General features: G+C 61.6%; 19 protein-coding genes. 2 read left to right on the top strand and 17 right to left on the bottom strand.

Annotated elements, in window-relative coordinates; translation table 11 throughout:
* Positions 1 to 4 precede the first annotated feature (4 nt).
* The 11 genes from folC to leuC all read right to left on the bottom strand — a co-directional run bounded on the left by folC (position 5) and on the right by leuC (position 12559).
* Positions 5 to 1300, bottom strand: a complete 1296-nt coding sequence (folC, locus tag RVM27_RS16765) for a bifunctional folylpolyglutamate synthase/dihydrofolate synthase (protein ID WP_498941519.1) — start codon at positions 1298 to 1300, stop codon at positions 5 to 7.
* Positions 1293 to 2294: an acetyl-CoA carboxylase carboxyltransferase subunit beta gene (gene accD / locus RVM27_RS16760; RefSeq protein ID WP_498957048.1), complete on the bottom strand. Its 1002-nt coding sequence runs from the start codon at positions 2292 to 2294 to the stop codon at positions 1293 to 1295. The genes folC and accD overlap by 8 nt, the downstream gene beginning before the upstream one ends.
* A 95-nt stretch (positions 2295 to 2389) precedes the next feature.
* Positions 2390 to 3193, bottom strand: coding sequence for a tryptophan synthase subunit alpha (trpA, locus tag RVM27_RS16755; protein WP_498941521.1), 804 nt, complete (start codon positions 3191 to 3193; stop codon positions 2390 to 2392).
* Between the two features lie 8 nt (positions 3194 to 3201).
* Positions 3202 to 4440 carry a tryptophan synthase subunit beta gene (gene trpB / locus RVM27_RS16750; protein ID WP_498957047.1) on the bottom strand — a complete coding sequence of 413 codons (1239 nt, stop codon included), beginning with the start codon at positions 4438 to 4440 and terminating at the stop codon, positions 3202 to 3204.
* A gap of 72 nt (positions 4441 to 4512) precedes the next feature.
* The gene (locus tag RVM27_RS16745; RefSeq protein ID WP_498957046.1) at positions 4513 to 5145 is read right to left on the bottom strand and encodes a phosphoribosylanthranilate isomerase; all 633 of its coding nucleotides are present in this window, start codon (positions 5143 to 5145) and stop codon (positions 4513 to 4515) included.
* Positions 5142 to 6080 carry a tRNA pseudouridine synthase A gene (gene truA, locus RVM27_RS16740; protein ID WP_498957045.1) on the bottom strand — a complete coding sequence of 313 codons (939 nt, stop codon included), beginning with the start codon at positions 6078 to 6080 and terminating at the stop codon, positions 5142 to 5144. The genes RVM27_RS16745 and truA overlap by 4 nt, the downstream gene beginning before the upstream one ends.
* A 9-nt stretch (positions 6081 to 6089) precedes the next feature.
* A complete protein-coding gene (locus RVM27_RS16735; protein WP_100731243.1) occupies positions 6090 to 7871 on the bottom strand; it encodes a type IV pilus assembly protein FimV in 1782 nt (593 codons plus the stop codon).
* Positions 7872 to 8067: 196 nt separating this feature from the next.
* The gene (gene asd / locus RVM27_RS16730) at positions 8068 to 9180 is read right to left on the bottom strand and encodes an aspartate-semialdehyde dehydrogenase (protein WP_498957044.1); all 1113 of its coding nucleotides are present in this window, start codon (positions 9178 to 9180) and stop codon (positions 8068 to 8070) included.
* Between the two features lie 160 nt (positions 9181 to 9340).
* On the bottom strand, positions 9341 to 10426 hold the full coding sequence (leuB, locus tag RVM27_RS16725) for a 3-isopropylmalate dehydrogenase (protein WP_498941525.1): 1086 nt from the start codon (positions 10424 to 10426) through the stop codon (positions 9341 to 9343).
* Positions 10427 to 10456: 30 nt separating this feature from the next.
* Positions 10457 to 11104, bottom strand: coding sequence for a 3-isopropylmalate dehydratase small subunit (gene leuD / locus RVM27_RS16720; protein WP_039179896.1), 648 nt, complete (start codon positions 11102 to 11104; stop codon positions 10457 to 10459).
* A gap of 3 nt (positions 11105 to 11107) precedes the next feature.
* Complete coding sequence (leuC, locus tag RVM27_RS16715; RefSeq protein ID WP_498941526.1) at positions 11108 to 12559, bottom strand: 3-isopropylmalate dehydratase large subunit; 1452 nt, start codon at positions 12557 to 12559, stop codon at positions 11108 to 11110.
* A gap of 169 nt (positions 12560 to 12728) precedes the next feature.
* Here leuC and RVM27_RS16710 point away from each other — a divergent pair, with 169 nt between their 5' ends.
* On the top strand, positions 12729 to 13613 hold the full coding sequence (locus RVM27_RS16710; protein WP_287806580.1) for a LysR family transcriptional regulator: 885 nt from the start codon (positions 12729 to 12731) through the stop codon (positions 13611 to 13613).
* Between the two features lie 98 nt (positions 13614 to 13711).
* Here the strand turns inward: RVM27_RS16710 and RVM27_RS16705 are convergent, their stop codons facing one another.
* A complete protein-coding gene (locus tag RVM27_RS16705) occupies positions 13712 to 14572 on the bottom strand; it encodes an SDR family oxidoreductase (protein WP_081192983.1) in 861 nt (286 codons plus the stop codon).
* A 91-nt stretch (positions 14573 to 14663) separates the two neighbouring features.
* On the opposite strand from RVM27_RS16705, the gene RVM27_RS16700 reads away from it, so the two are divergent.
* Positions 14664 to 15074: a winged helix-turn-helix transcriptional regulator gene (locus RVM27_RS16700; protein WP_081192981.1), complete on the top strand. Its 411-nt coding sequence runs from the start codon at positions 14664 to 14666 to the stop codon at positions 15072 to 15074.
* Here RVM27_RS16700 and RVM27_RS16695 read toward each other — a convergent pair.
* The 5 genes from RVM27_RS16695 to RVM27_RS16675 all read right to left on the bottom strand — a co-directional run bounded on the left by RVM27_RS16695 (position 15071) and on the right by RVM27_RS16675 (position 17909).
* The gene (locus RVM27_RS16695; RefSeq protein WP_081192979.1) at positions 15071 to 15751 is read right to left on the bottom strand and encodes an NAD(P)H-binding protein; all 681 of its coding nucleotides are present in this window, start codon (positions 15749 to 15751) and stop codon (positions 15071 to 15073) included. The two genes, RVM27_RS16700 and RVM27_RS16695, sit on opposite strands and share 4 nt — an antisense overlap.
* Positions 15752 to 15942: 191 nt before the next feature.
* Positions 15943 to 16353: a thiol-disulfide oxidoreductase DCC family protein gene (locus tag RVM27_RS16690; protein ID WP_081192977.1), complete on the bottom strand. Its 411-nt coding sequence runs from the start codon at positions 16351 to 16353 to the stop codon at positions 15943 to 15945.
* A gap of 51 nt (positions 16354 to 16404) precedes the next feature.
* Positions 16405 to 16593, bottom strand: a complete 189-nt coding sequence (locus RVM27_RS16685) for a GNAT family N-acetyltransferase (RefSeq protein ID WP_217806053.1) — start codon at positions 16591 to 16593, stop codon at positions 16405 to 16407.
* A 237-nt stretch (positions 16594 to 16830) separates the two neighbouring features.
* Positions 16831 to 17214, bottom strand: coding sequence for a DUF6979 family protein (locus RVM27_RS16680; RefSeq protein ID WP_081192973.1), 384 nt, complete (start codon positions 17212 to 17214; stop codon positions 16831 to 16833).
* 134 nt (positions 17215 to 17348) lie between these two features.
* The gene (locus RVM27_RS16675) at positions 17349 to 17909 is read right to left on the bottom strand and encodes a GNAT family N-acetyltransferase (protein ID WP_498957043.1); all 561 of its coding nucleotides are present in this window, start codon (positions 17907 to 17909) and stop codon (positions 17349 to 17351) included.
* Position 17910: the final 1 nt, after the last annotated feature.

Genomic DNA, 17910 nt, shown 5'->3' with positions numbered 1-17910 from the left:
CAGCTTAACGTGCCTGCGGCGATGCTTGAGGCAGTGACATCGCCAGTAGCGCTGCCACGGTAAAGAATGACCCCGTTGCCAATACCCGATCCTCTGGCGTCAGCCGTTGAGCCAGCCACTCTGCCCCGGCCTGCGGAGAATCGGCGCAATGATACACGCGCCCACCCAGCAACGTAATACGCTCGGCAAGCTCGCTGGCCAAGCGGCCACGTTCGCCTTCCAGGCTGACGCAGACCCAGTCACGGATACGCGGCAACAATGCCTCGATCACACCGTCGGCATCCTTGTCATTGAGCATGCCAAGCAGCCCCCACTGGCGACCACCGGCAGGCGGCGCGGGAAGCCTGCGCGCCAGATAGCTGGCCGCATGCGGATTATGCCCCACGTCCAGGCACCACTGCCCGCTCCACTGCATGCGCCCCGGCAGCGTCACCGTGGCCAGCGCTTCACTGACCGGCCGCACCTTCAACGGCACGCCTGCCAGCGCCAGCGCCTGCAGCGCCGTCGCCGCATTGTCGATGGGCAAGCCTGGGTCGGGCAGCGCGTCAAGGGAAAGAGTATCCCCTTCACGGTTGAGCCCATGCCAGCACCAGGGAGTTCCTGGCGGCTCGTCACCCGCGCTATGGCTGAAACCCACGCCCAGCACGTAGCTGGGCGCAGCCACGGCAATGGCCGTGTCCAGCACGCTCGTGGGCAGCGTCAAGCTTCCCAATACGGCGGGTTTCAGGGGGCGAAAGATGCCCGCTTTTTCGCGCCCGATCTGAGCCAGATCGGTTCCCAGGAAATTGGCATGATCCAGCGCGATGGTGGTCACGATGGCCACATCGGCATCGATGATGTTGACGGCATCCAGCCGCCCGCCCAGCCCTACCTCCAATACCGCCAGATCCAGCTCGGCATTGGCCAGACACCAGAGCGCACACAGAGTGCCCGCCTCGAAGTAGGTCAGACTGATGGCGGGCGCTTCCAGGCGAGCATCCTCCACCTGAATGAAGCCTTCGACCAGGGTTTGGTCACTGGCTTCGCGACCTTCCAGCGTGACACGCTCGTTATAGCGCAGCAGATGAGGAGACGTGTAGGTACCGGTGCGCAGGCCATGCGCCCGCGCCACCGCATCGATCATGGCAAGGGTCGAGCCCTTGCCATTGGTGCCTGCCACGGTAATCACCTGGCGGGCCAGGGGGCGGTCCAGCAGCCCCATGCGCCGGGCCACCTGCGACACCCGCTCCAGGCCCATGTCGATGCCTACCGGATGCAGCGTCTCAAGATGATTCAGCCATTCGGCTAACGTGCTAGGCATTGCGCGACGCGTCATCGCTCGCAGGCTTGGCAGGCTCTGCCTGAGCGCTGCTTTCTGCGGCATCGGCCAGCGCTGCTTCATCCACCACTGGCTCCGCGATCTCGGTATCGACTTCCGGCTCACCACTGACGTACAGTGGGTTCTGATGAGTCAGCTTGCGCAGCACACCACCGACACGCGCACGCATGTCATGACGATGTACGATCATGTCGACCGTGCCGTGTTCGAGCAGAAACTCGCTGCGCTGGAAACCTTCCGGCAGCGTTTCGCGCACGGTCTGTTCGATGACCCGAGGGCCTGCAAAACCGATCAGTGCGTTGGGTTCGGCAATGTTCAGGTCACCCAGCATGGCCAGCGACGCGGAAACGCCACCAAACACCGGGTCGGTCAGCACGGAAATATAGGGGACGCCCGCCTGTTTGAGCTTCTCCAGTGCTGCCGAGGTCTTGGCCATCTGCATCAGCGAGAACAGCGCTTCCTGCATCCGCGCGCCACCCGAGGCAGCAAAGCAGATCAGCGGAATACCCTCGTCCAGCGCAATGGTGGCCGCGCGGACGAACTTTTCGCCGACCACGGCACCCATGGAGCCGCCCATGAAGGTGAACTCGAAGGCCACGGCCACGACCGGCAGGCCATCCAGCTCGCCCCGCATGGCAACCAGCGCGTCTTTTTCACCGGTCTCTTTCTGGGCAGCCGTCAGGCGGTCCTTGTACTTCTTGGAGTCGCGGAACTTGAGGCGGTCATTGGGCTCGATCTCGGCCCCCACCTCTTCGCGCCCCTGCTTGTCCAGGAACCAGTCAAGGCGCTTGCGGGCGGTCAGACGCAAGTGATGGTCACACTTGGGACAGACGCTGTGGTGCTTTTCCAGCTCCGGCAGGTACAGCACCGCCTCGCATTTGGGACATTTACGCCAGAGGCCATCGGGCACGCTGGCACGACGGTCCTTCCGCTGGATACGCCCCATGGAGGGCACGATCTTGTCTAACCAGCTCATATCAAAAAGGCTTCCGTATACGTCAACGCTTGGCCAAGCCAAGCTTGATGAGTGTCGTCAATTCAAGATTCAGTGTAGACGATGAGAGGATGCACTCAGGCATCCATGGCGGTCCGCATTTCAGCCAACACGCTCTTCAACTGTCCGGCGATGGTTTCAGGGGCATCCTCGCTGTCCGCAATGCGGTTGACCAGCGCGCTGCCGACGATCACGCCATCGGCGACTTTCGCCACCTCGGCGGCCGTCACCCCATCGCGAATGCCGAACCCAACGCACAGCGGCAAATCGGTCATGTCACGCAGCGGCGCCAGGTGTTCAGCGACATCGGCTGCGTTCAATGTGGCCGCCCCGGTCACGCCTTTGAGCGACACATAGTAAAGATACCCCTCACCGTGGGCGCATATTGTAGCGGCACGGGCATGAGAAGTGGTAGGCGCAACCAGGAAAATCGCTGCCAAGCCGCGCTCTTTGAGCAGCGGGCCGAACTCGTCCGCCTCTTCCGGCGGCATGTCCACCACCAGCACGCCGTCCACACCGACGCTGGCGGCTTTATCGGCAAAGGCCGTGTAACCGATGCGTTCGATAGGATTCAGGTAGCCCATCAGCACGATGGGTGTCTGGGTATCGGTCTGGCGAAACTCGGCCACCATGTCCAGCAGGTCCACCAGCCGGGTGCCCTGCTTCAGAGCCCGCTCGCAGGCCTTCTGGATGACCGGGCCATCCGCCATCGGGTCGGAGAACGGCACGCCAAGCTCGATCACATCGGCCCCGGCATCCACCAGGGCGTGCATGAAGCCTACCGTATACTGGGGCGCAGGGTCCCCGGCGGTGATGTAAGGGATCAGAGCCTTGCGGCCCTGCTGCTTCAATTCGGAAAAACGCTGGTCGATTCGATTCATGCTAGCCCTTAAAACTCGATGCCGTCGATGTTAGCCACGGTCATGATGTCCTTGTCACCACGCCCTGAAAGGTTCACCACGATATGCTGATCAGGCCGCATGGTGGGCGCCAGCACTTTGGCATGGGCCAAGGCATGGGCAGACTCCAGCGCAGGCATGATGCCCTCCATGCGGGTCAGCTCGCGGAACGCTTCCAGCACCTGCTGGTCATTGGCGGCCACGTACTGCACGCGACCGGCGTCTTTCCACAGCGCGTGCTCGGGGCCAACGCCAGGATAATCGAGGCCTGCCGAGATGGAGTGAGTATCCATCACCTGGCCCGCTTCGTCGGACATCAGGTAGGTGCGGTTGCCGTGCAGTACGCCACGCGGTGCATTGGAAGACAGCGGCGCGGCGTGACGGCCGGTTTCCACCCCGTCGCCCCCTGCCTCGACACCGTACATGGCCACGGCGTCATCTTCGACGAACGGGTAGAACAGGCCAATGGCATTGGAGCCCCCGCCCACGCACGCTACCAGCGCATCCGGCAAGCGGCCGATCTGCTCCAGCGACTGGCGGCGCGCCTCGCGCCCCACCACTGCATTGAAATCGCGCACCAACAGCGGGTACGGGTGCGGCCCGGCCACGGTACCGATGATGTAGAAGGTGTTGTCCACGTTGGTGACCCAGTCACGCAACGCTTCGTTCATGGCGTCCTTGAGCGTGCGGGTGCCGGACTCCACCGGAATGACCCGCGCGCCCAGCAGCCGCATGCGGTAGACGTTCAGCTTCTGGCGCTGGACATCGGCGGCGCCCATGTAGACATCGCACTCCAGCCCCAGCCGCGCGGCAACCGTGGCCGTGGCCACACCGTGCTGACCCGCGCCGGTTTCAGCGATGACCCGAGGCTTGCCGGTCTTCTTGGCCAGCAGCGCCTGACCGATGGTGTTGTTCACCTTGTGGGCACCGGTATGGTTGAGGTCTTCGCGCTTCAACCAGATTTGTGCGCCACCCAGTGAGTTGGACCAGCGCTCGGCGTGATAAAGCGGCGAGGGGCGACCCACATAGTGCGCCAGATCGCGGTCGAACTCCGCCTGAAAGACCGGGTCGTCGCGCAGGCTGAAGTAGGTCTGCTCCAGCTCTTCAAGAGCGTAACTCAGGGTTTCCGACACGAACCGGCCGCCATAGGGGCCAAAGTGACCACGGGCATCCGGCATTCGGGTCAGGTCGCTGAACTTGGTTTCAGTTGCTGAGACTGTCACAGGCATACCTCACAGGATCGCCAGAAAGGCAAAGATGAATGAATACATAAAGGCAGAAGAAGGGTTTCACTCCCCTCGTCAGCGCTGATCGGCCCGCCCGACCTGAGCCACGAAGTCGGCCATTCGCCGAGCATCCTTTTGGCCTGGGGCGGCTTCGATTCCCCCTGATACATCAACCGCATAGGGAGCCACCTGCGCCACCGCGGCAGCAATGTTCTCGACCGTCAGCCCACCCGCCAGAATAACAGGTTTTTGCAGGGCTGCGGGGATTCTAGACCAGTCGAAGGTTTCTCCGGTTCCGCCTGGCACGCCCGGTCGGTAGGCGTCCAGCAGCAGTGCCTGGGCGGCCGCGTACTGCTGCGCTGCCTGATGCAGGTCGAGGTCGTCACGCATGCGCAGCGCCTTGATCCAGGGGCGATCGAACTGGGCGCAGAAGTCGGCGGACTCGTCACCATGGAACTGGATCAAATCCAGATGCGGCAAACACGCCTCCACCAGCGCTACGTCAGGGTTGACGAACAGCCCCACCCGCGTCACGAAAGCCGGTACCGGTGCTGCCAGCGCCGCCAACGCATCAGGGTCGATACCCCGCGCGCTCCTGGGCCACATGACGAACCCCAGCGCATCGACCCCCAGCGCCACGGCCTGGGCCACGTCCTCGTGGCGAGTAAAACCACAAAACTTGATACGCGTGCGACCAGATGCGGTCATGAGGCGCTCTCCTGCTGTTCAGGGCTGGCTTGCTGGGTAAAGGTGAGCTGGCGCCGGGCGGCCACTCGGGGCGTCTCCGGCAGCGCCCGCTCGCCGGTCCACTCGCCGGTGAAGGCCAGCAGATTGGGCCCCAGCGGCTCCTTGGGGATCGCGAAACGTTCGTCGTAGAGGGAGTCGACGAAATGCAGGCCGCAGGCAGGCGCCGTGACATCGCCCTTCTGGCGATTTTTCATCGCCAGCAGGCGGGCGATATGCCCTTCGTCCTGCGCCCCCCGGCCAACGCTGGCCAGCGCTCCGGCAATGTTACGGATCATGTGATGCAGGAAGGCATTGCCTTGGATATCGATCACCACCAGCGGGCCGTAACGCTTCACTTCGACGAAGTGCATCTGGCGCCAGGGGGATTTCGACTGGCAGCCCGCCGCGCGGAAGCTGCTGAAATCGTGCTCGCCCACCAGCACCTGGGCCGCACGATGCATGGCATCGGCATCCAGCGGGTCGCGACACCAGGTGACGTTGTGGCGCTCCATGACCGGGCGGCTGATCTGATTCAGAAAGATGTAGCGGTAACGGCGTGCCAGCGCGCCAAGGCGCGAATGAAAATCATCGGACACCGGCTTCACCCAACGCACCGCCACGTCTCGGGGCAGATTGGTATTGGCGCCGAAAATCCACGCTTTTTCAGTGCGCTGTACCGGCGGGTCGAAGTGAATCACTTGGCGCGTGGCGTGCACACCGGAATCGGTACGGCCGCTGGCGTAGATATGCACGGGCGCCCCCGCCACCTTGCCCAGCGCATCTTCGATGGCCTGTTGCACGGAGGCGGCATGCTTCAGGCGCTGAAAGCCACAAAAACGTGTGCCGTCATATTCGACGCCCATGGCCAGTCGGCCAGCCAGCGGTTGTGTTTCATCAAAGTGGTAGAACAGCGTCATCAAGCCACGTCATTTGGAGGATTTGGAAGAGTCGCTATTATCCCGACGTCGCGGCTCGAATGCCACCTCTTCGATTTCCCACTCCTCTTCAGGGGTATAGCGGGTGCGCAGCGGTGGCGGGTGCGCGTTTCCTGACAAGGAGGTCTCGGCCGCGTCTGACTCGTTAGCCTGCAGCAAGGGCGGATGATAATCGATACAGTGCGCCCGATGATCGTCCGGCACCGGTTGCGCAGGTGCCTGGGGCGTCGACAGCTCTGTAGCTTCCTCCAAGGGGCTATGCTCACCAGGCGCTTGAGCAACAGGCGTTTGGACAGCAAGCTCGTCGGTCACCGGCTCGTCAGCAGCAGACACCTGCTCATAGCGCTCGGCTACCTGTGGCGGCGCTTTCGGGATATCGAAAGGCGGTGGCTCGGCAAGGGGCGGCTCGGCCAAAGGTGCGCCAGCGGTGCCGGTGCTTTCCATGACTGGCTCGGCGCGCCGTGGGGGCGTTTCCACGGCAGCGGCGGGCGCTGGCACGTCCTCCCACTGGCGCTCGCGGCGTTTGCGTGACCACACCAGCGCCCCCAGCAACAGCGCCAGGGCGGCACTGGCCAGCGGCCACTGATAGGCCTCCAGCCGTGCGATCACCCCCGGCCCGGACGCTCCCGCACCGGCCGCCTGACCCGCGCTGGCCGCCATGGCTTCTGCGGCAGCCAGGGCATGCTGGGTTTCCTGTTGAGACGCCTGCAGCGCCTCCGTCAACGAGGCCACCTCCTGACGCAGCGCAGCCATTTCCGCCTGCATCAGGTCACGCTCTTCGAGGACGGTTTGCAGCATGGCCTGGCTTTCGCGCAGCTGTTCTGCCAGGTCGTTGAGGGTCAGCCCTGCCAGCTCGCTCTCTGTCTCGCTCTCTGTCTCGCCCTCGGCATCACCCTCGGCCAATGGGCCTTCTGGCGCGCCCTGTGGCAACTGCTCGCTCGCGGCCAGCGCCTCGTCGACCAGCACCGGCTCCTCGCCTGACGATGGCGCCGCCGCCGTTTGGCGCATGGCCTGCACCGCCTGGGATGCCTGGCTGGGGCTACGTGCCATGATTTGCTCGCGACCTGGCACCACCAGGGTTTGCCCGGCGCGAAGCTCATCCGGGTTACCGGAAGGGAACGCCGACGGGTTGGCTTCGACCAGCGCCAGTATCATCTGCTGGACACTGACCTCGGCGGGCTTGACCCGCGCCGCCACCCCCCACAATGAATCGCCGCTGGCCACATAGGCCGTTCCGCCAGGCGCCTGGGCCGCACTGGCCACGGATGCGGGCGATGGCGATGGCAATGGCGAAGAAGAGACTGCCTGTGGCGGGGCTTGTGCAGCCGTCGCGGACGGACTGACATGGCTGGCAGGTGCCGCCACCGGCGCACTGGCGATGCTCTCCGGCAGATCGAACAGCAGTGTGAACGCCTCGGCGCTACGCCCATCGGGGCCGCTGATGATCAACAACAGATCCAGCCAGGGTTCCAGCACCTCCTGATCGGTGCGCAGCACCACCCGAGCACCGCCGGGAAGGCGCTCGATCTCGGCGCGCACGCTGGCCGCCAGCGGGGTCCACTCCAGCCCCCGGGCGGTAAAGGCCGCTTCGTCAGCGACCTCCACCCGTATCTCGCCCAGCGCAGTCTCGGAGACATCCACGATGGGTGCGGAGGCATTCAGCGGTGCCTGGAGCGGTGAGTTGACCGTCACCTGCCCCAGCCCCACGGCCAACGCCAACGGGCTTACGACGCCCAGCGGCAGCCATGACCACCATGCCAGCTTGTTTTTCATTGCGGCCCCTACTGCCTGCGGTTCCCTGCGTTACATTGTGCGGAAACATTCACCCATCACAATGACTTAATTCGTTTTTATCATAACGTATTTAACATGCCGCTTGGGCCAATGCACCCTCGACACGCCTGACGGGCAAAAAAAATGGGAAGCTGCGAACAGCTTCCCACTGGTTTACCTGACGACCCGCGCTGGATTACTGCTCGCGCAGGATCTTCAGCATGCGCTTGAGCGGCTCGGCGGCCCCCCACAGCAGCTGGTCGCCCACGCTGAAGGCGGAGAGGTATTCACCGCCCATGTTCAGCTTGCGCAGCCGACCGACCGGCACTTGCAGCGTGCCCGTGGCTGCTGCCGGGGTCAGGCCTGCCACGGTGGCTTCCTTGTCGTTGGGAATCAGGCGCACCCACTCGTTGTGCTTGGCAATGCGCTCTTCGATCTCGTCCAGCGGCACATCCTGCTTCAGCTTGATGGTGAATGCTTGGCTGTGGGAGCGCATGGCCCCGATACGCACGCAAAGCCCATCGATGGGAATCGGGTTGTTCTGCAGACCCAGAATCTTGTTGGACTCGACGCTGCCCTTCCACTCTTCGCGGCTCTGGCCGCTCTCCAGCTTGGTGTCGATCCACGGCAGCAGGCTGCCCGCCAGCGGCGCAGTGAAGTTTTCCGTGGGGAAGTCGCCGCCACGCATGGCCGCAGTGACCTTGCGGTCGATATCCAGAATGGCGCTGGCCGGGTCGGCCAATTCGCTGGCCACGCTATCACGCAGGTGGCCCATCTGGTTGAGCAGCTCGCGCATGTGCTTGGCACCGGAGCCGGACGCCGCCTGATAGGTCATGGAGGTCATCCACTCGACCATATCGGCCTCGAACAGGCCGCCAAGGCCCATCAGCATCAGGCTGACAGTGCAGTTGCCACCCACGAAGGTTTTGGCACCTTTTGCCAGCTGCGCATCGATGACCTTGCGGTTCACCGGGTCGAGGATGATGGTGGCTTCGTCTTCCATCCGCAGGGTGCTGGCAGCATCGATCCAGTAGCCTTGCCAACCGCCGCTGCGCAGGTCGCCGTAGACCTTCTTGGTGTAGTCACCGCCCTGACAGGTAATGATCACGTCCAGCGCTTTCAGGTCATCCAGTGCAAACGCATCTTTCAGCGGAGGCACGTCCACGCCGATGTCGGGGCCGGGCTGGCCAACTTGAGAAGTGGTGAAAAAGATCGGCTCGATACCGTTGAAATCACCATCTTCCTGCATGCGCTGCATCAGCACAGAGCCCACCATGCCACGCCATCCCACGAAACCGACTTTCAACATGTGAAGTCCTCCAACCAAGAATGAGATAAGTATTATACACAAATATCCGACACGACGTCGGCCACCCCTTGGGGCAGCCGACGTTGGTTGCTTTGCGACGAGTCGAAGCGAATCAACCCATTAGCAGGCTTTCTTTTTGCCCATGCTCTTCTTGCTAGCCTTAGGCTGAGCGTTGTGCAAAGGCCGCCAGCACCGCATCGCCCATCTCCACCGTGGAGACCCGACGGGTGCCTTCGGAAGCGATATCCGCCGTACGCAGGCCGTCGTCCAGCACGCTGCCCACCGCCGCTTCAATGCGCTCGGCCATGGCGGGCTCATTGAGCGAGTAGCGCAGCATCATGGCCACCGAGAGCATCATGGCCAGCGGGTTGGCGACGTTCTGGCCTGCGATGTCCGGCGCGCTGCCGTGGCAAGGCTCGTACATGCCCTGCCCGCTCTCGTTGAGCGATGCAGAAGGCAACATGCCGATGGAGCCGGTCAGCATGGCGGCGGCATCGGAGAGAATGTCGCCAAACATGTTGCCGGTGACCACCACATCGAACTGCTTCGGTGCACGCACCAGCTGCATGGCGGCGTTGTCCACGTACATGTGCGACAGCTCTACATCCGGGTATTCCGGTGCCAGCCGCTCCATGACCTCACGCCACAGAATCGTCACTTCCAGCACGTTGGCCTTGTCCACCGAGCAGAGCTTCTTGCCGCGCTTCTGGGCCATCTCGAAGGCGACACGGCCAATGCGCTCGATTTCGCTCTCGGAGTAGATATAGGTATTGAAGCCGACCCGCTCGCCGTCGCGCACTTCGATACCCCGGGGCTGGCCGAAGTAGATGCCGCCGGTGAGTTCACGCACGATCATGATATCCAGCCCGGCCACCAGCTCGGGCTTCAAGCTGGAAGCGCTGGCCAACTGCGGGTAGAGCATGGCCGGACGCAGGTTGCCAAACAGCCCCAGGTTCTTGCGCAGGCCCAGCAAGCCTTTCTCAGGACGCTTGGAGAGGTCTTCGATCTTGTCCCATTTGGGGCCGCCCACGGCACCCAGCAGAATCGCGCTGGCAGCCTTGGCTTTTTCCAACGTTTCGGCGGGCAGCGGCTCGCCGTGTACGTCGTAGGCCGAGCCGCCCACCAGACCCTCTTCCACCTCGATGTCCAGGCCAGCGTCTTGGCAGGCTTTCAACAAACGCGCCGCCTGGGCGGCAATTTCCGGGCCGATACCGTCACCGGGCAGCAGTAACACCTTATGAGTCATGCTCAATCCTTAGCACAAAAAATGGAAGACTTACGCGGGCTGACGGAACAGCCACGGGCGCTGCTGACGATGCTGCGCTTCGAAGCTGCGAATGGCCTCTTCGTCTTGCAGGGTAATGCCGATATCGTCCAGGCCGTTCAGCAGGCAGTGCTTGCGGAATTCATCGACCTCGAATTCCAGAATCTCGCCGCTGGGCGTGATCACGCGCTGATGCTCCAGGTCGACGTCCAGCTGGTAGCCTTCGTTGGCGTCCACCTCGGCAAACAGACGATCCACCTGCTCTTCGGCCAGCGTCACCAGCAGGATGCCGTTCTTGAACGCGTTGTTGTAAAAGATATCGGCAAAGCTGGGGGCAATCACTACTTTGAAGCCAAAATCTTCCAGCGCCCAGGGCGCGTGCTCGCGGGAGCTGCCGCAGCCAAAGTTACGCCGTGCCAGCAGCACCTCGGCGCCTTTGAAGCGCGGCTGGTTCAGAACGAAATCCGGATTCAGCGGGCGCTGGGAGCAGTCCTGACCGGGTTGGCCTTCGTCCAGGTAGCGCAGCTCATCGAACAGGTTCACGCCAAAGCCGGTCCGCTTGATGGACTTCAGGAACTGCTTCGGAATGATCAGGTCGGTATCGACATTGGCACGGTCCAGAGGCGCGACGATGCCTTCAAAACGTTCGAACTTTTTCATGGCTCAGGCCTCCTGGGCGTGGGTGGCATCGTTGGCAGGCAAGGTACGGACATCGACGAAGTGGCCAGCAATGGCGGCCGCAGCGGCCATGGCCGGGCTCACCAGATGCGTACGCCCGCCGTAGCCCTGACGACCTTCGAAGTTACGGTTGGAGGTCGAGGCGCAGTGCTCGCCAGCGCCCAGCTTGTCGGCATTCATGGCCAGACACATGGAGCAACCCGGCTCGCGCCACTCGAAGCCCGCTTCGATGAAGATCTTGTCGAGGCCTTCGGCTTCCGCCTGGCGCTTCACCAGGCCAGAACCCGGCACCACCATGGCCAGCTTGATGGTATCGGCCACCTTGTTGCCCTTGGCCACCTTGGCGGCTTCACGCAGGTCTTCGATACGCGAGTTGGTGCAGGAGCCGATGAACACCTTGTCCAGCTTGATATCGGTAATTTTCTGGTTGGCCTGCAGGCCCATGTACTCCAGCGCGCGGGAGTGACTGCGCTGGACGGTTTCGTCATCGGCGGCCTGGGGGTCGGGCACCTGACCGGAAATACCGGTGACCATTTCGGGGCTGGTGCCCCAGCTTACCTGAGGCTCGATCTCTTCAGCCTTCAGGGTGACCACTTTATCGAAGTGGGCATCGGCATCGGAGACCAGCAGACGCCAGTCGGCCACGGCGGCTTCCCACTGCTCGGTGGTGGGCGCAAAGGGGCGCTCGGCGAGGTAATCGATGGTGGTGTCATCGACCGCAATCAGCCCCACTCGGGCACCCGCTTCGATGGCCATGTTGCACACGGTCATGCGGCCTTCCATGGAGAGCGATTCGATGGCGCTTCCAGCAAACTCGATGGCATAGCCGGTGCCGCCGGCGGTACCAATCTTGCCGATGATGGCCAGCACCACGTCCTTGGCGGTCACGCCCAGGCCCAGCTCGCCTTCCACGCGCACCTGCATGTTCTTCATCTTCTGCGCCAGCAAACACTGGGTAGCCAGCACGTGTTCCACTTCCGAGGTGCCGATACCGTGGGCCAGCGCGGCAAAGGCGCCGTGGGTGGCGGTATGCGAGTCGCCGCACACCACGGTCATGCCGGGCAGTGTGGCACCCTGCTCGGGGCCCACCACGTGCACGATGCCCTGGCGGGGGTCGTTGATCTTGAACTCTTCGATACCGAAGGCCTGGCAGTTGTCGTCCAGGGTCTGCACCTGAATCAACGAGACCGGGTCCTTGATGCCGCTGTTGCCCTCGGCACGCTCTTTCACCGTGGTGGGCACGTTGTGATCGGGGGTGGCCAGGTTGGCATCCAGACGCCAGGGCTTGCGGTTGGCCAGACGCAGGCCTTCAAACGCCTGTGGCGAGGTCACTTCGTGGAGCAGTTGGCGGTCGATGTAGATCAGCGCCGTGCCGTCATCGCGCTGCTTGACCAAGTGCTGGTTCCAGAGTTTGTCGTAAAGGGTTTGACCTGACATGTGGCTCTCCTGGGCAGTGCCCTGCTAGTCGTGTTGGCGGCTTCTACGGGCCGCTCTTGTCGCGGGCGTCATGGACGATGACCCGAGTGTTACCCGACTCGCACATAAAAGCAATTCATGTTATTCATACTTTAGATTCCAAACAGGAATAGATAATCAGGGAGCCGCCGTGGATACCCAAAGCCTGCAAGCCTTTCTTGCCGTGGCGCAAACCCAAAGCTTTTCCCGGGCCGCCGAGCAGCTTCACCTTACGCAGCCAGCGGTGAGTAAACGCATTGCCACCCTGGAAGAGCTGCTGGGCACGCGGCTTTTCGACCGTATCGGGCGGAAAATCACCCTTACCGAGGCAGGCAACCTGCTGCTGCCCCGCGCCCAGCGTATCCTCTTCACCGTGGACGACAGCCGCCGCGCGCTGGCCAACCTTTCCGGCCAGGTAGGCGGCAAGCTCACCCTGGCCACCAGCCACCACATCGGCCTGCACCGGCTGCCGCCGCTGCTCAAGCTCTACACCCAGCGCCATCCGGAAGTGGCCCTCGACCTGCACTTCCTGGACTCCGAGCTTGCCTATCAGGGCGTGGTGGATGGCACCCTGGAAATGGCCATCGTCACCCTGGCGCCCCACCCGGTGGAGCAGCTGCAGGTGGTCGAGCTCTGGCGCGACCGGCTCTGCTTCGTCTGCGCCAAGGACCACCCACTGGCCCAGCGCAGCCGCACCCAGGCCACGCTGAGCCTGGCCGAACTGTGCGAGGTGAACTGCGTGATGCCCGGCGCCAAGACCTTCACCCACACCCTGATCGGCCAACGCTTCCAGGCCGCCGGCCTGACCCTGCCGGTCAGCATGTCCACCAACTACCTGGAAACCCTGAAGATGATGTGCAGCGTCGGGCTCGGCTGGAGCCTGCTGCCGGAAAGCATGCTCGACAGCGAACTGGTCGAACTGCCGGTGGATACCGACCCCATCCACCGCCCACTGGGTTATCTGGTGCACCACAACCGCACGCTCTCCAACGCAGCGCGCCGGATGATCGAGGCGCTGGAGAATGACCGCGAGTGATGGCCTGGTAGCGGGGGCAACGTCAGAAACGAAACTGGCCCACGCCTCTACAAGCGTGGGCCAGCGCCACAGAAGCCCTGCCTCAATACAGGCATGTATTACCGTGATGACGACAGCGCCTGTTTGACAGCCTCTTCCAGCGACAGCGTGGGCCTACCCAGCAACTGGCTCAACTGATGGCCCTCATCCAATAGTGCCCCCTTGGCAACTCCTCTATCGGCGTCTGCCAATACGCTAGCGAACTCCTTCGGCAGCCCCGCCTGCTGCAAAGCACTTACGTAATCGGCCTCACTCACGTTGACGTAATCGACGCGCTGTCCGCTTTGCCGCGCGATAACGGCTGCCAGCTCGCCCAGCGTATACGCGCTGTCACCTGCCAACTCATAGACGGGCTCCCTGTGCTGATCGCTGGCCAGCACGATGGCCGCTGCTTCGGCGTAATCAGCCCGCCCAGCCGAGGCAATCCGCCCCTCGTCGGCACAGCCAAACAAGACACCCTGGGCGACCGCTCCAGGAGCGCCCTGCGTATAATTTTCGGTGTACCAGCCGTTGCGCAGCAGCACATAAGGAACACCAGAGGCATGAATCAGTGCCTCGGTCTCGCGGTGCTCCTGCGCTAAACCAAGCGGTGACGAATCGGCATGCAATAGGCTGGTATACGCTAGTAGCGCTACGCCCTGACGCTTCGCAGCCTCGATGACCGCTCGATGCTGATCGACACGCTGGCCAATCTCGCTAGACGAGATCAGCAGCACCTTTTCGGCTCCTTGCAAAGCCGCTTGCCAGCTGTCAGGGTCATCGTAATTGGCTTGACGTACGTGTACGCCTAGCTCGGCCAGCGGCTGGGCTTTTTCCACATTCCGCACGGCGGCCACAATGTGCTCGGCAGGCACGCGCTTCACTAGCGCATCAATCACCAAGCGGCCTAGCTGTCCGGTAGCACCCGTTACTACGATCATGTTTTCACCCTCATTCATCTGCAATGGTTGGTGAAACGAAGCGTACCCTTTAAACTAACTTTTAGTAAGTACGCACAAAAAGGTAAGTACCATGACCCGTCACCCAACGCCCCCTTCTCAAAGCGCCAGCCATGGAGAACTCGCCAATGCCATGCGCCGTGGCGAAGTACTCGCAAAAGCCTGCCCATCGCGGCAGATTTTGAAACACGTGACCAGCCAGTGGGGGGTTTTAGTGCTGCTGGTGTTGATGAAAGGCACCCACCGCTTCAGCGAACTGCGTCGCAAGATCGAGGGAGTCAGTGAGAAAATGCTGGCACAAACGCTTCAGCAGCTGGAAGAAGATGGCCTGGTCGCACGCTATGCGCGTCCCGTTGTGCCGCCGCATGTGGAGTATTCATTAACGTCGCCAGGCAAAGAGCTGGGACAGCACATCGAAGCGCTAACCGATTGGATCGAACACAACCTGCCTACACTGCTTGCTGCACGCCGAAAGCCTGACTAGCTACCCATGCTCAAGCGATGCAGGGCCGCATTACTTTGCACGGTGGAGGGTGTGGCCTCTTCCAGCGCCACCTTGACCATACCCAATGCCACGGCCTCTACCGAAATAGGCCGCAGCGCAAGCGGTAGCCAGCGCACCGCGGGTGCCAGCACCGCGCTCGCCCACGTCTCTGCAAAGCGCCCATCCTGCGGCCGCCCCAACAACAGCGAAGGCCGAGCAAAGAACACACAGGGCAACCTCAGCGCCTGAATATCCCGCTCCACTTCGCCTTTCACGCGGTTATAAAATATCGACGAGCGAGCATTGGCACCGTGCGCTGTCACCACGGCCAACCGGCTCACCCCCGCCGCTTTGCAGGCACGGGCAAACGCCAGCACCAACCCATGATCCACGCGACGAAACGCCTCTTTACTCCCTGCCTGCTTTTTCGTGGTGCCCAGCGCTACAAACGCCATGGCCCCAGCGGGCACCCGTTCGGCAACCTCAGCTTCCAACCGTTCGAAATCCAGCAGCACAGGCTGAAGCCTGGATGCGTTAGCGTGGGGAAATTCACGAGCAAGATCCAGCTCGCGGCGGGTCACGACGATGACGCTCTCCACCTCATCGCGCTGGGAAAGCTGCGTCACGAGGTGCTGGCCAATGGCGCCAGTGGCACCAAGAACGATGGCGGTAGGCATGAGTAACCGTTTCCTTATGGTGTGAGTACCTAGACACAGGTTTGCTTTCTACTGACACTGCAGGCAAAGAATGACATTGTAGCGCGTGGTAACGAGCGAGCAGCGAGGCACCCGCGAGGCCGCGCCACCGTGAGAAAAGGTAAGCAACCCACGCCCCACCATCACCTGACTGAATACATCCGCCTCACGGATCAGGTATCAACCCCCACAAACCGCGACTTCACCTCTGCTGACGGCACCATACAGGCATCTTTCTTACCAAAGAGCCGATAGCGATGCCGCGCAAACAATTTATAAGCCGCGTCCCTGATCGGCTTGGGCACTCTCTTGAGCGCATAACACAGCCGCCAAGGCCCTTTCAGGTCTTTCGCGATCTCAAGGGCGGCATCCGAGAGCACATAACACTCACCCTTCTTGATCAGCACCAGGGTGTCCGTGCCCACATCGGGGACGTTGAAGTGCTCCGTCAGCTCCTGGGCCAACTCACTCTGCATCGGGGTGAAGGCAAAGACACCCTCTGGATCTCGCTGGATGATGAAATTCACCGCGCCGTTGCAGAAGTTGCACACACCATCGAATATCACGATATGCCGATTATCCATAGGCTCCTGCAGAAAGAAGACGTTCGTTCGACATGAGTAGGTTGCCTGACACTACGGGCAACGGCGCACCATGGCAATCCGCTGCATCGGGTCGGCAAGCGCTGCCCAAGGTGCAGTGTTCCAATACCGCATGACCTCATGATCAGAAAAGATTTCCAGCAGGCTATCCGACTCATCGATGGCCAAGGGTTTGAGTATCAACCGCGCGGTTTCAATCACGGGGAAAAATAATCCTTTCAATATCAGCACTCCATTTCCATATCTAGCACTGGCTGGCTACCATCACCAAGTCCGTCAATTCAACCCTCTGGCATCGCACCGGAACAAAGCCGCACACTGCGCGCCACCAAGGGCAGCCACCCCTGTAGCGCGTGGTAACGAGCGATCAGCGAGGCACCCGCGAGGCCGCGCCACCGAGCAGCTATCGATGCTCAAAAATGTGATGCGTGGCGTGATAAAACACACTATCAGCTCGGCTCAAATGTTCAGCAACCCAGCGCGCCACAGCGCAAGCACCACTTCGACTTGCTGGTTATGCTGTTTCGGTGCCCCTTGGACGACAATTCCCCAAAGTTGTTTTCTGGGCAAATCGGCCAAGTGCGGTTTTTCGTGAAGAAGCTTAAGCAAGTCAATCGCGTATTTTTTGTTGGAAACGGAGGTGGTGTACTTACCAGCCTCTATTCCCTCGACATAGCCTTCTTCGCATAACCCCAAAAATGCAGACCGTGGACAGCCTTTAACACGAGCAGCATGCTGATCAGGAAACATGGATGCGGCGGCCAAATTCCACGCTTCTACAGGAGCAACACCTTCCCCTGCCAAGCGAACAGCCTGTAAAGCAACATCGCCATATTTAGCCATTTTACGCCCCCCCAACTCGAATCATCATGTAGCGCGTGGTAACGAGCGATTAGCGAGGCACCCGCGAGGCCGCGCCACCAATAGAGAAGTAGGCAGCCGTCCAGGCTCCACCAGCGGGCGGACACCGCCATTCCCTATGCGGGAAGATCACTGACCAAGCGCCCATACATTGCCGAGTCAGAGACAACGCCATTGACTTCCCAGCGCTGCCTTAGCAGCCCCTCTTGAGAAAACCCGAGTTTCCGTAGTGCTTTCGCTGACGCCAGGTTTTTTGGGTCAATCTCTGCTTCAATCCGCCGGAGCCCCAATGAGTTGAAGCCGTACTGAATCAACGCCTCGCCTGCCTCATGAATATATCCCTGCCCCCAGCATGAACGGCCCAACCCAAACCCGATTTCAGCCCGTTTGGATTTTTGATCGTAGCTGAACAGCATGCACTTGCCAGCCAACTCACCTGTCGACTTCACATACACGCCGAGCACCAGCGACTCTTCACGGCGCATCGACTCATGACTTCCATTAATGAAATCAATGGCGTCCTGAATCGTTGCCCAAGGTGCAGTGTTCCAGTACCGCATGACCTCATGATCAGAAAAGATTTCCAGCAGGCTATCCGAGTCATCGATGGCCAAGGGTTTGAGTATCAACCGCGCAGTTTCAAGCACGGGGAAAAATAATCCTTTCAATGTCAGCACT

Source organism: Halomonas sp. KM007 (genome assembly GCF_050709225.1).
Taxonomy (GTDB): domain Bacteria; phylum Pseudomonadota; class Gammaproteobacteria; order Pseudomonadales; family Halomonadaceae; genus Vreelandella; species Vreelandella hamiltonii.
This window is presented reverse-complemented; position numbering and strand designations above follow the sequence as displayed.

Coding starts and splice junctions, on each gene's coding strand:
- folC (WP_498941519.1), bottom strand. CDS start 1,300: ATGCCTAGCACGTTAGCCGAATGGCTGAATCATCTTGAGACGCTGCAT.
- accD (WP_498957048.1), bottom strand. CDS start 2,294: ATGAGCTGGTTAGACAAGATCGTGCCCTCCATGGGGCGTATCCAGCGG.
- trpA (WP_498941521.1), bottom strand. CDS start 3,193: ATGAATCGAATCGACCAGCGTTTTTCCGAATTGAAGCAGCAGGGCCGC.
- trpB (WP_498957047.1), bottom strand. CDS start 4,440: ATGCCTGTGACAGTCTCAGCAACTGAAACCAAGTTCAGCGACCTGACC.
- RVM27_RS16745 (WP_498957046.1), bottom strand. CDS start 5,145: ATGACCGCATCTGGTCGCACGCGTATCAAGTTTTGTGGTTTTACTCGC.
- truA (WP_498957045.1), bottom strand. CDS start 6,080: ATGACGCTGTTCTACCACTTTGATGAAACACAACCGCTGGCTGGCCGA.
- RVM27_RS16735 (WP_100731243.1), bottom strand. CDS start 7,871: ATGAAAAACAAGCTGGCATGGTGGTCATGGCTGCCGCTGGGCGTCGTA.
- asd (WP_498957044.1), bottom strand. CDS start 9,180: ATGTTGAAAGTCGGTTTCGTGGGATGGCGTGGCATGGTGGGCTCTGTG.
- leuB (WP_498941525.1), bottom strand. CDS start 10,426: ATGACTCATAAGGTGTTACTGCTGCCCGGTGACGGTATCGGCCCGGAA.
- leuD (WP_039179896.1), bottom strand. CDS start 11,104: ATGAAAAAGTTCGAACGTTTTGAAGGCATCGTCGCGCCTCTGGACCGT.
- leuC (WP_498941526.1), bottom strand. CDS start 12,559: ATGTCAGGTCAAACCCTTTACGACAAACTCTGGAACCAGCACTTGGTC.
- RVM27_RS16705 (WP_081192983.1), bottom strand. CDS start 14,572: ATGATCGTAGTAACGGGTGCTACCGGACAGCTAGGCCGCTTGGTGATT.
- RVM27_RS16700 (WP_081192981.1), top strand. CDS start 14,664: ATGACCCGTCACCCAACGCCCCCTTCTCAAAGCGCCAGCCATGGAGAA.
- RVM27_RS16695 (WP_081192979.1), bottom strand. CDS start 15,751: ATGCCTACCGCCATCGTTCTTGGTGCCACTGGCGCCATTGGCCAGCAC.
- RVM27_RS16690 (WP_081192977.1), bottom strand. CDS start 16,353: ATGGATAATCGGCATATCGTGATATTCGATGGTGTGTGCAACTTCTGC.
- RVM27_RS16680 (WP_081192973.1), bottom strand. CDS start 17,214: ATGGCTAAATATGGCGATGTTGCTTTACAGGCTGTTCGCTTGGCAGGG.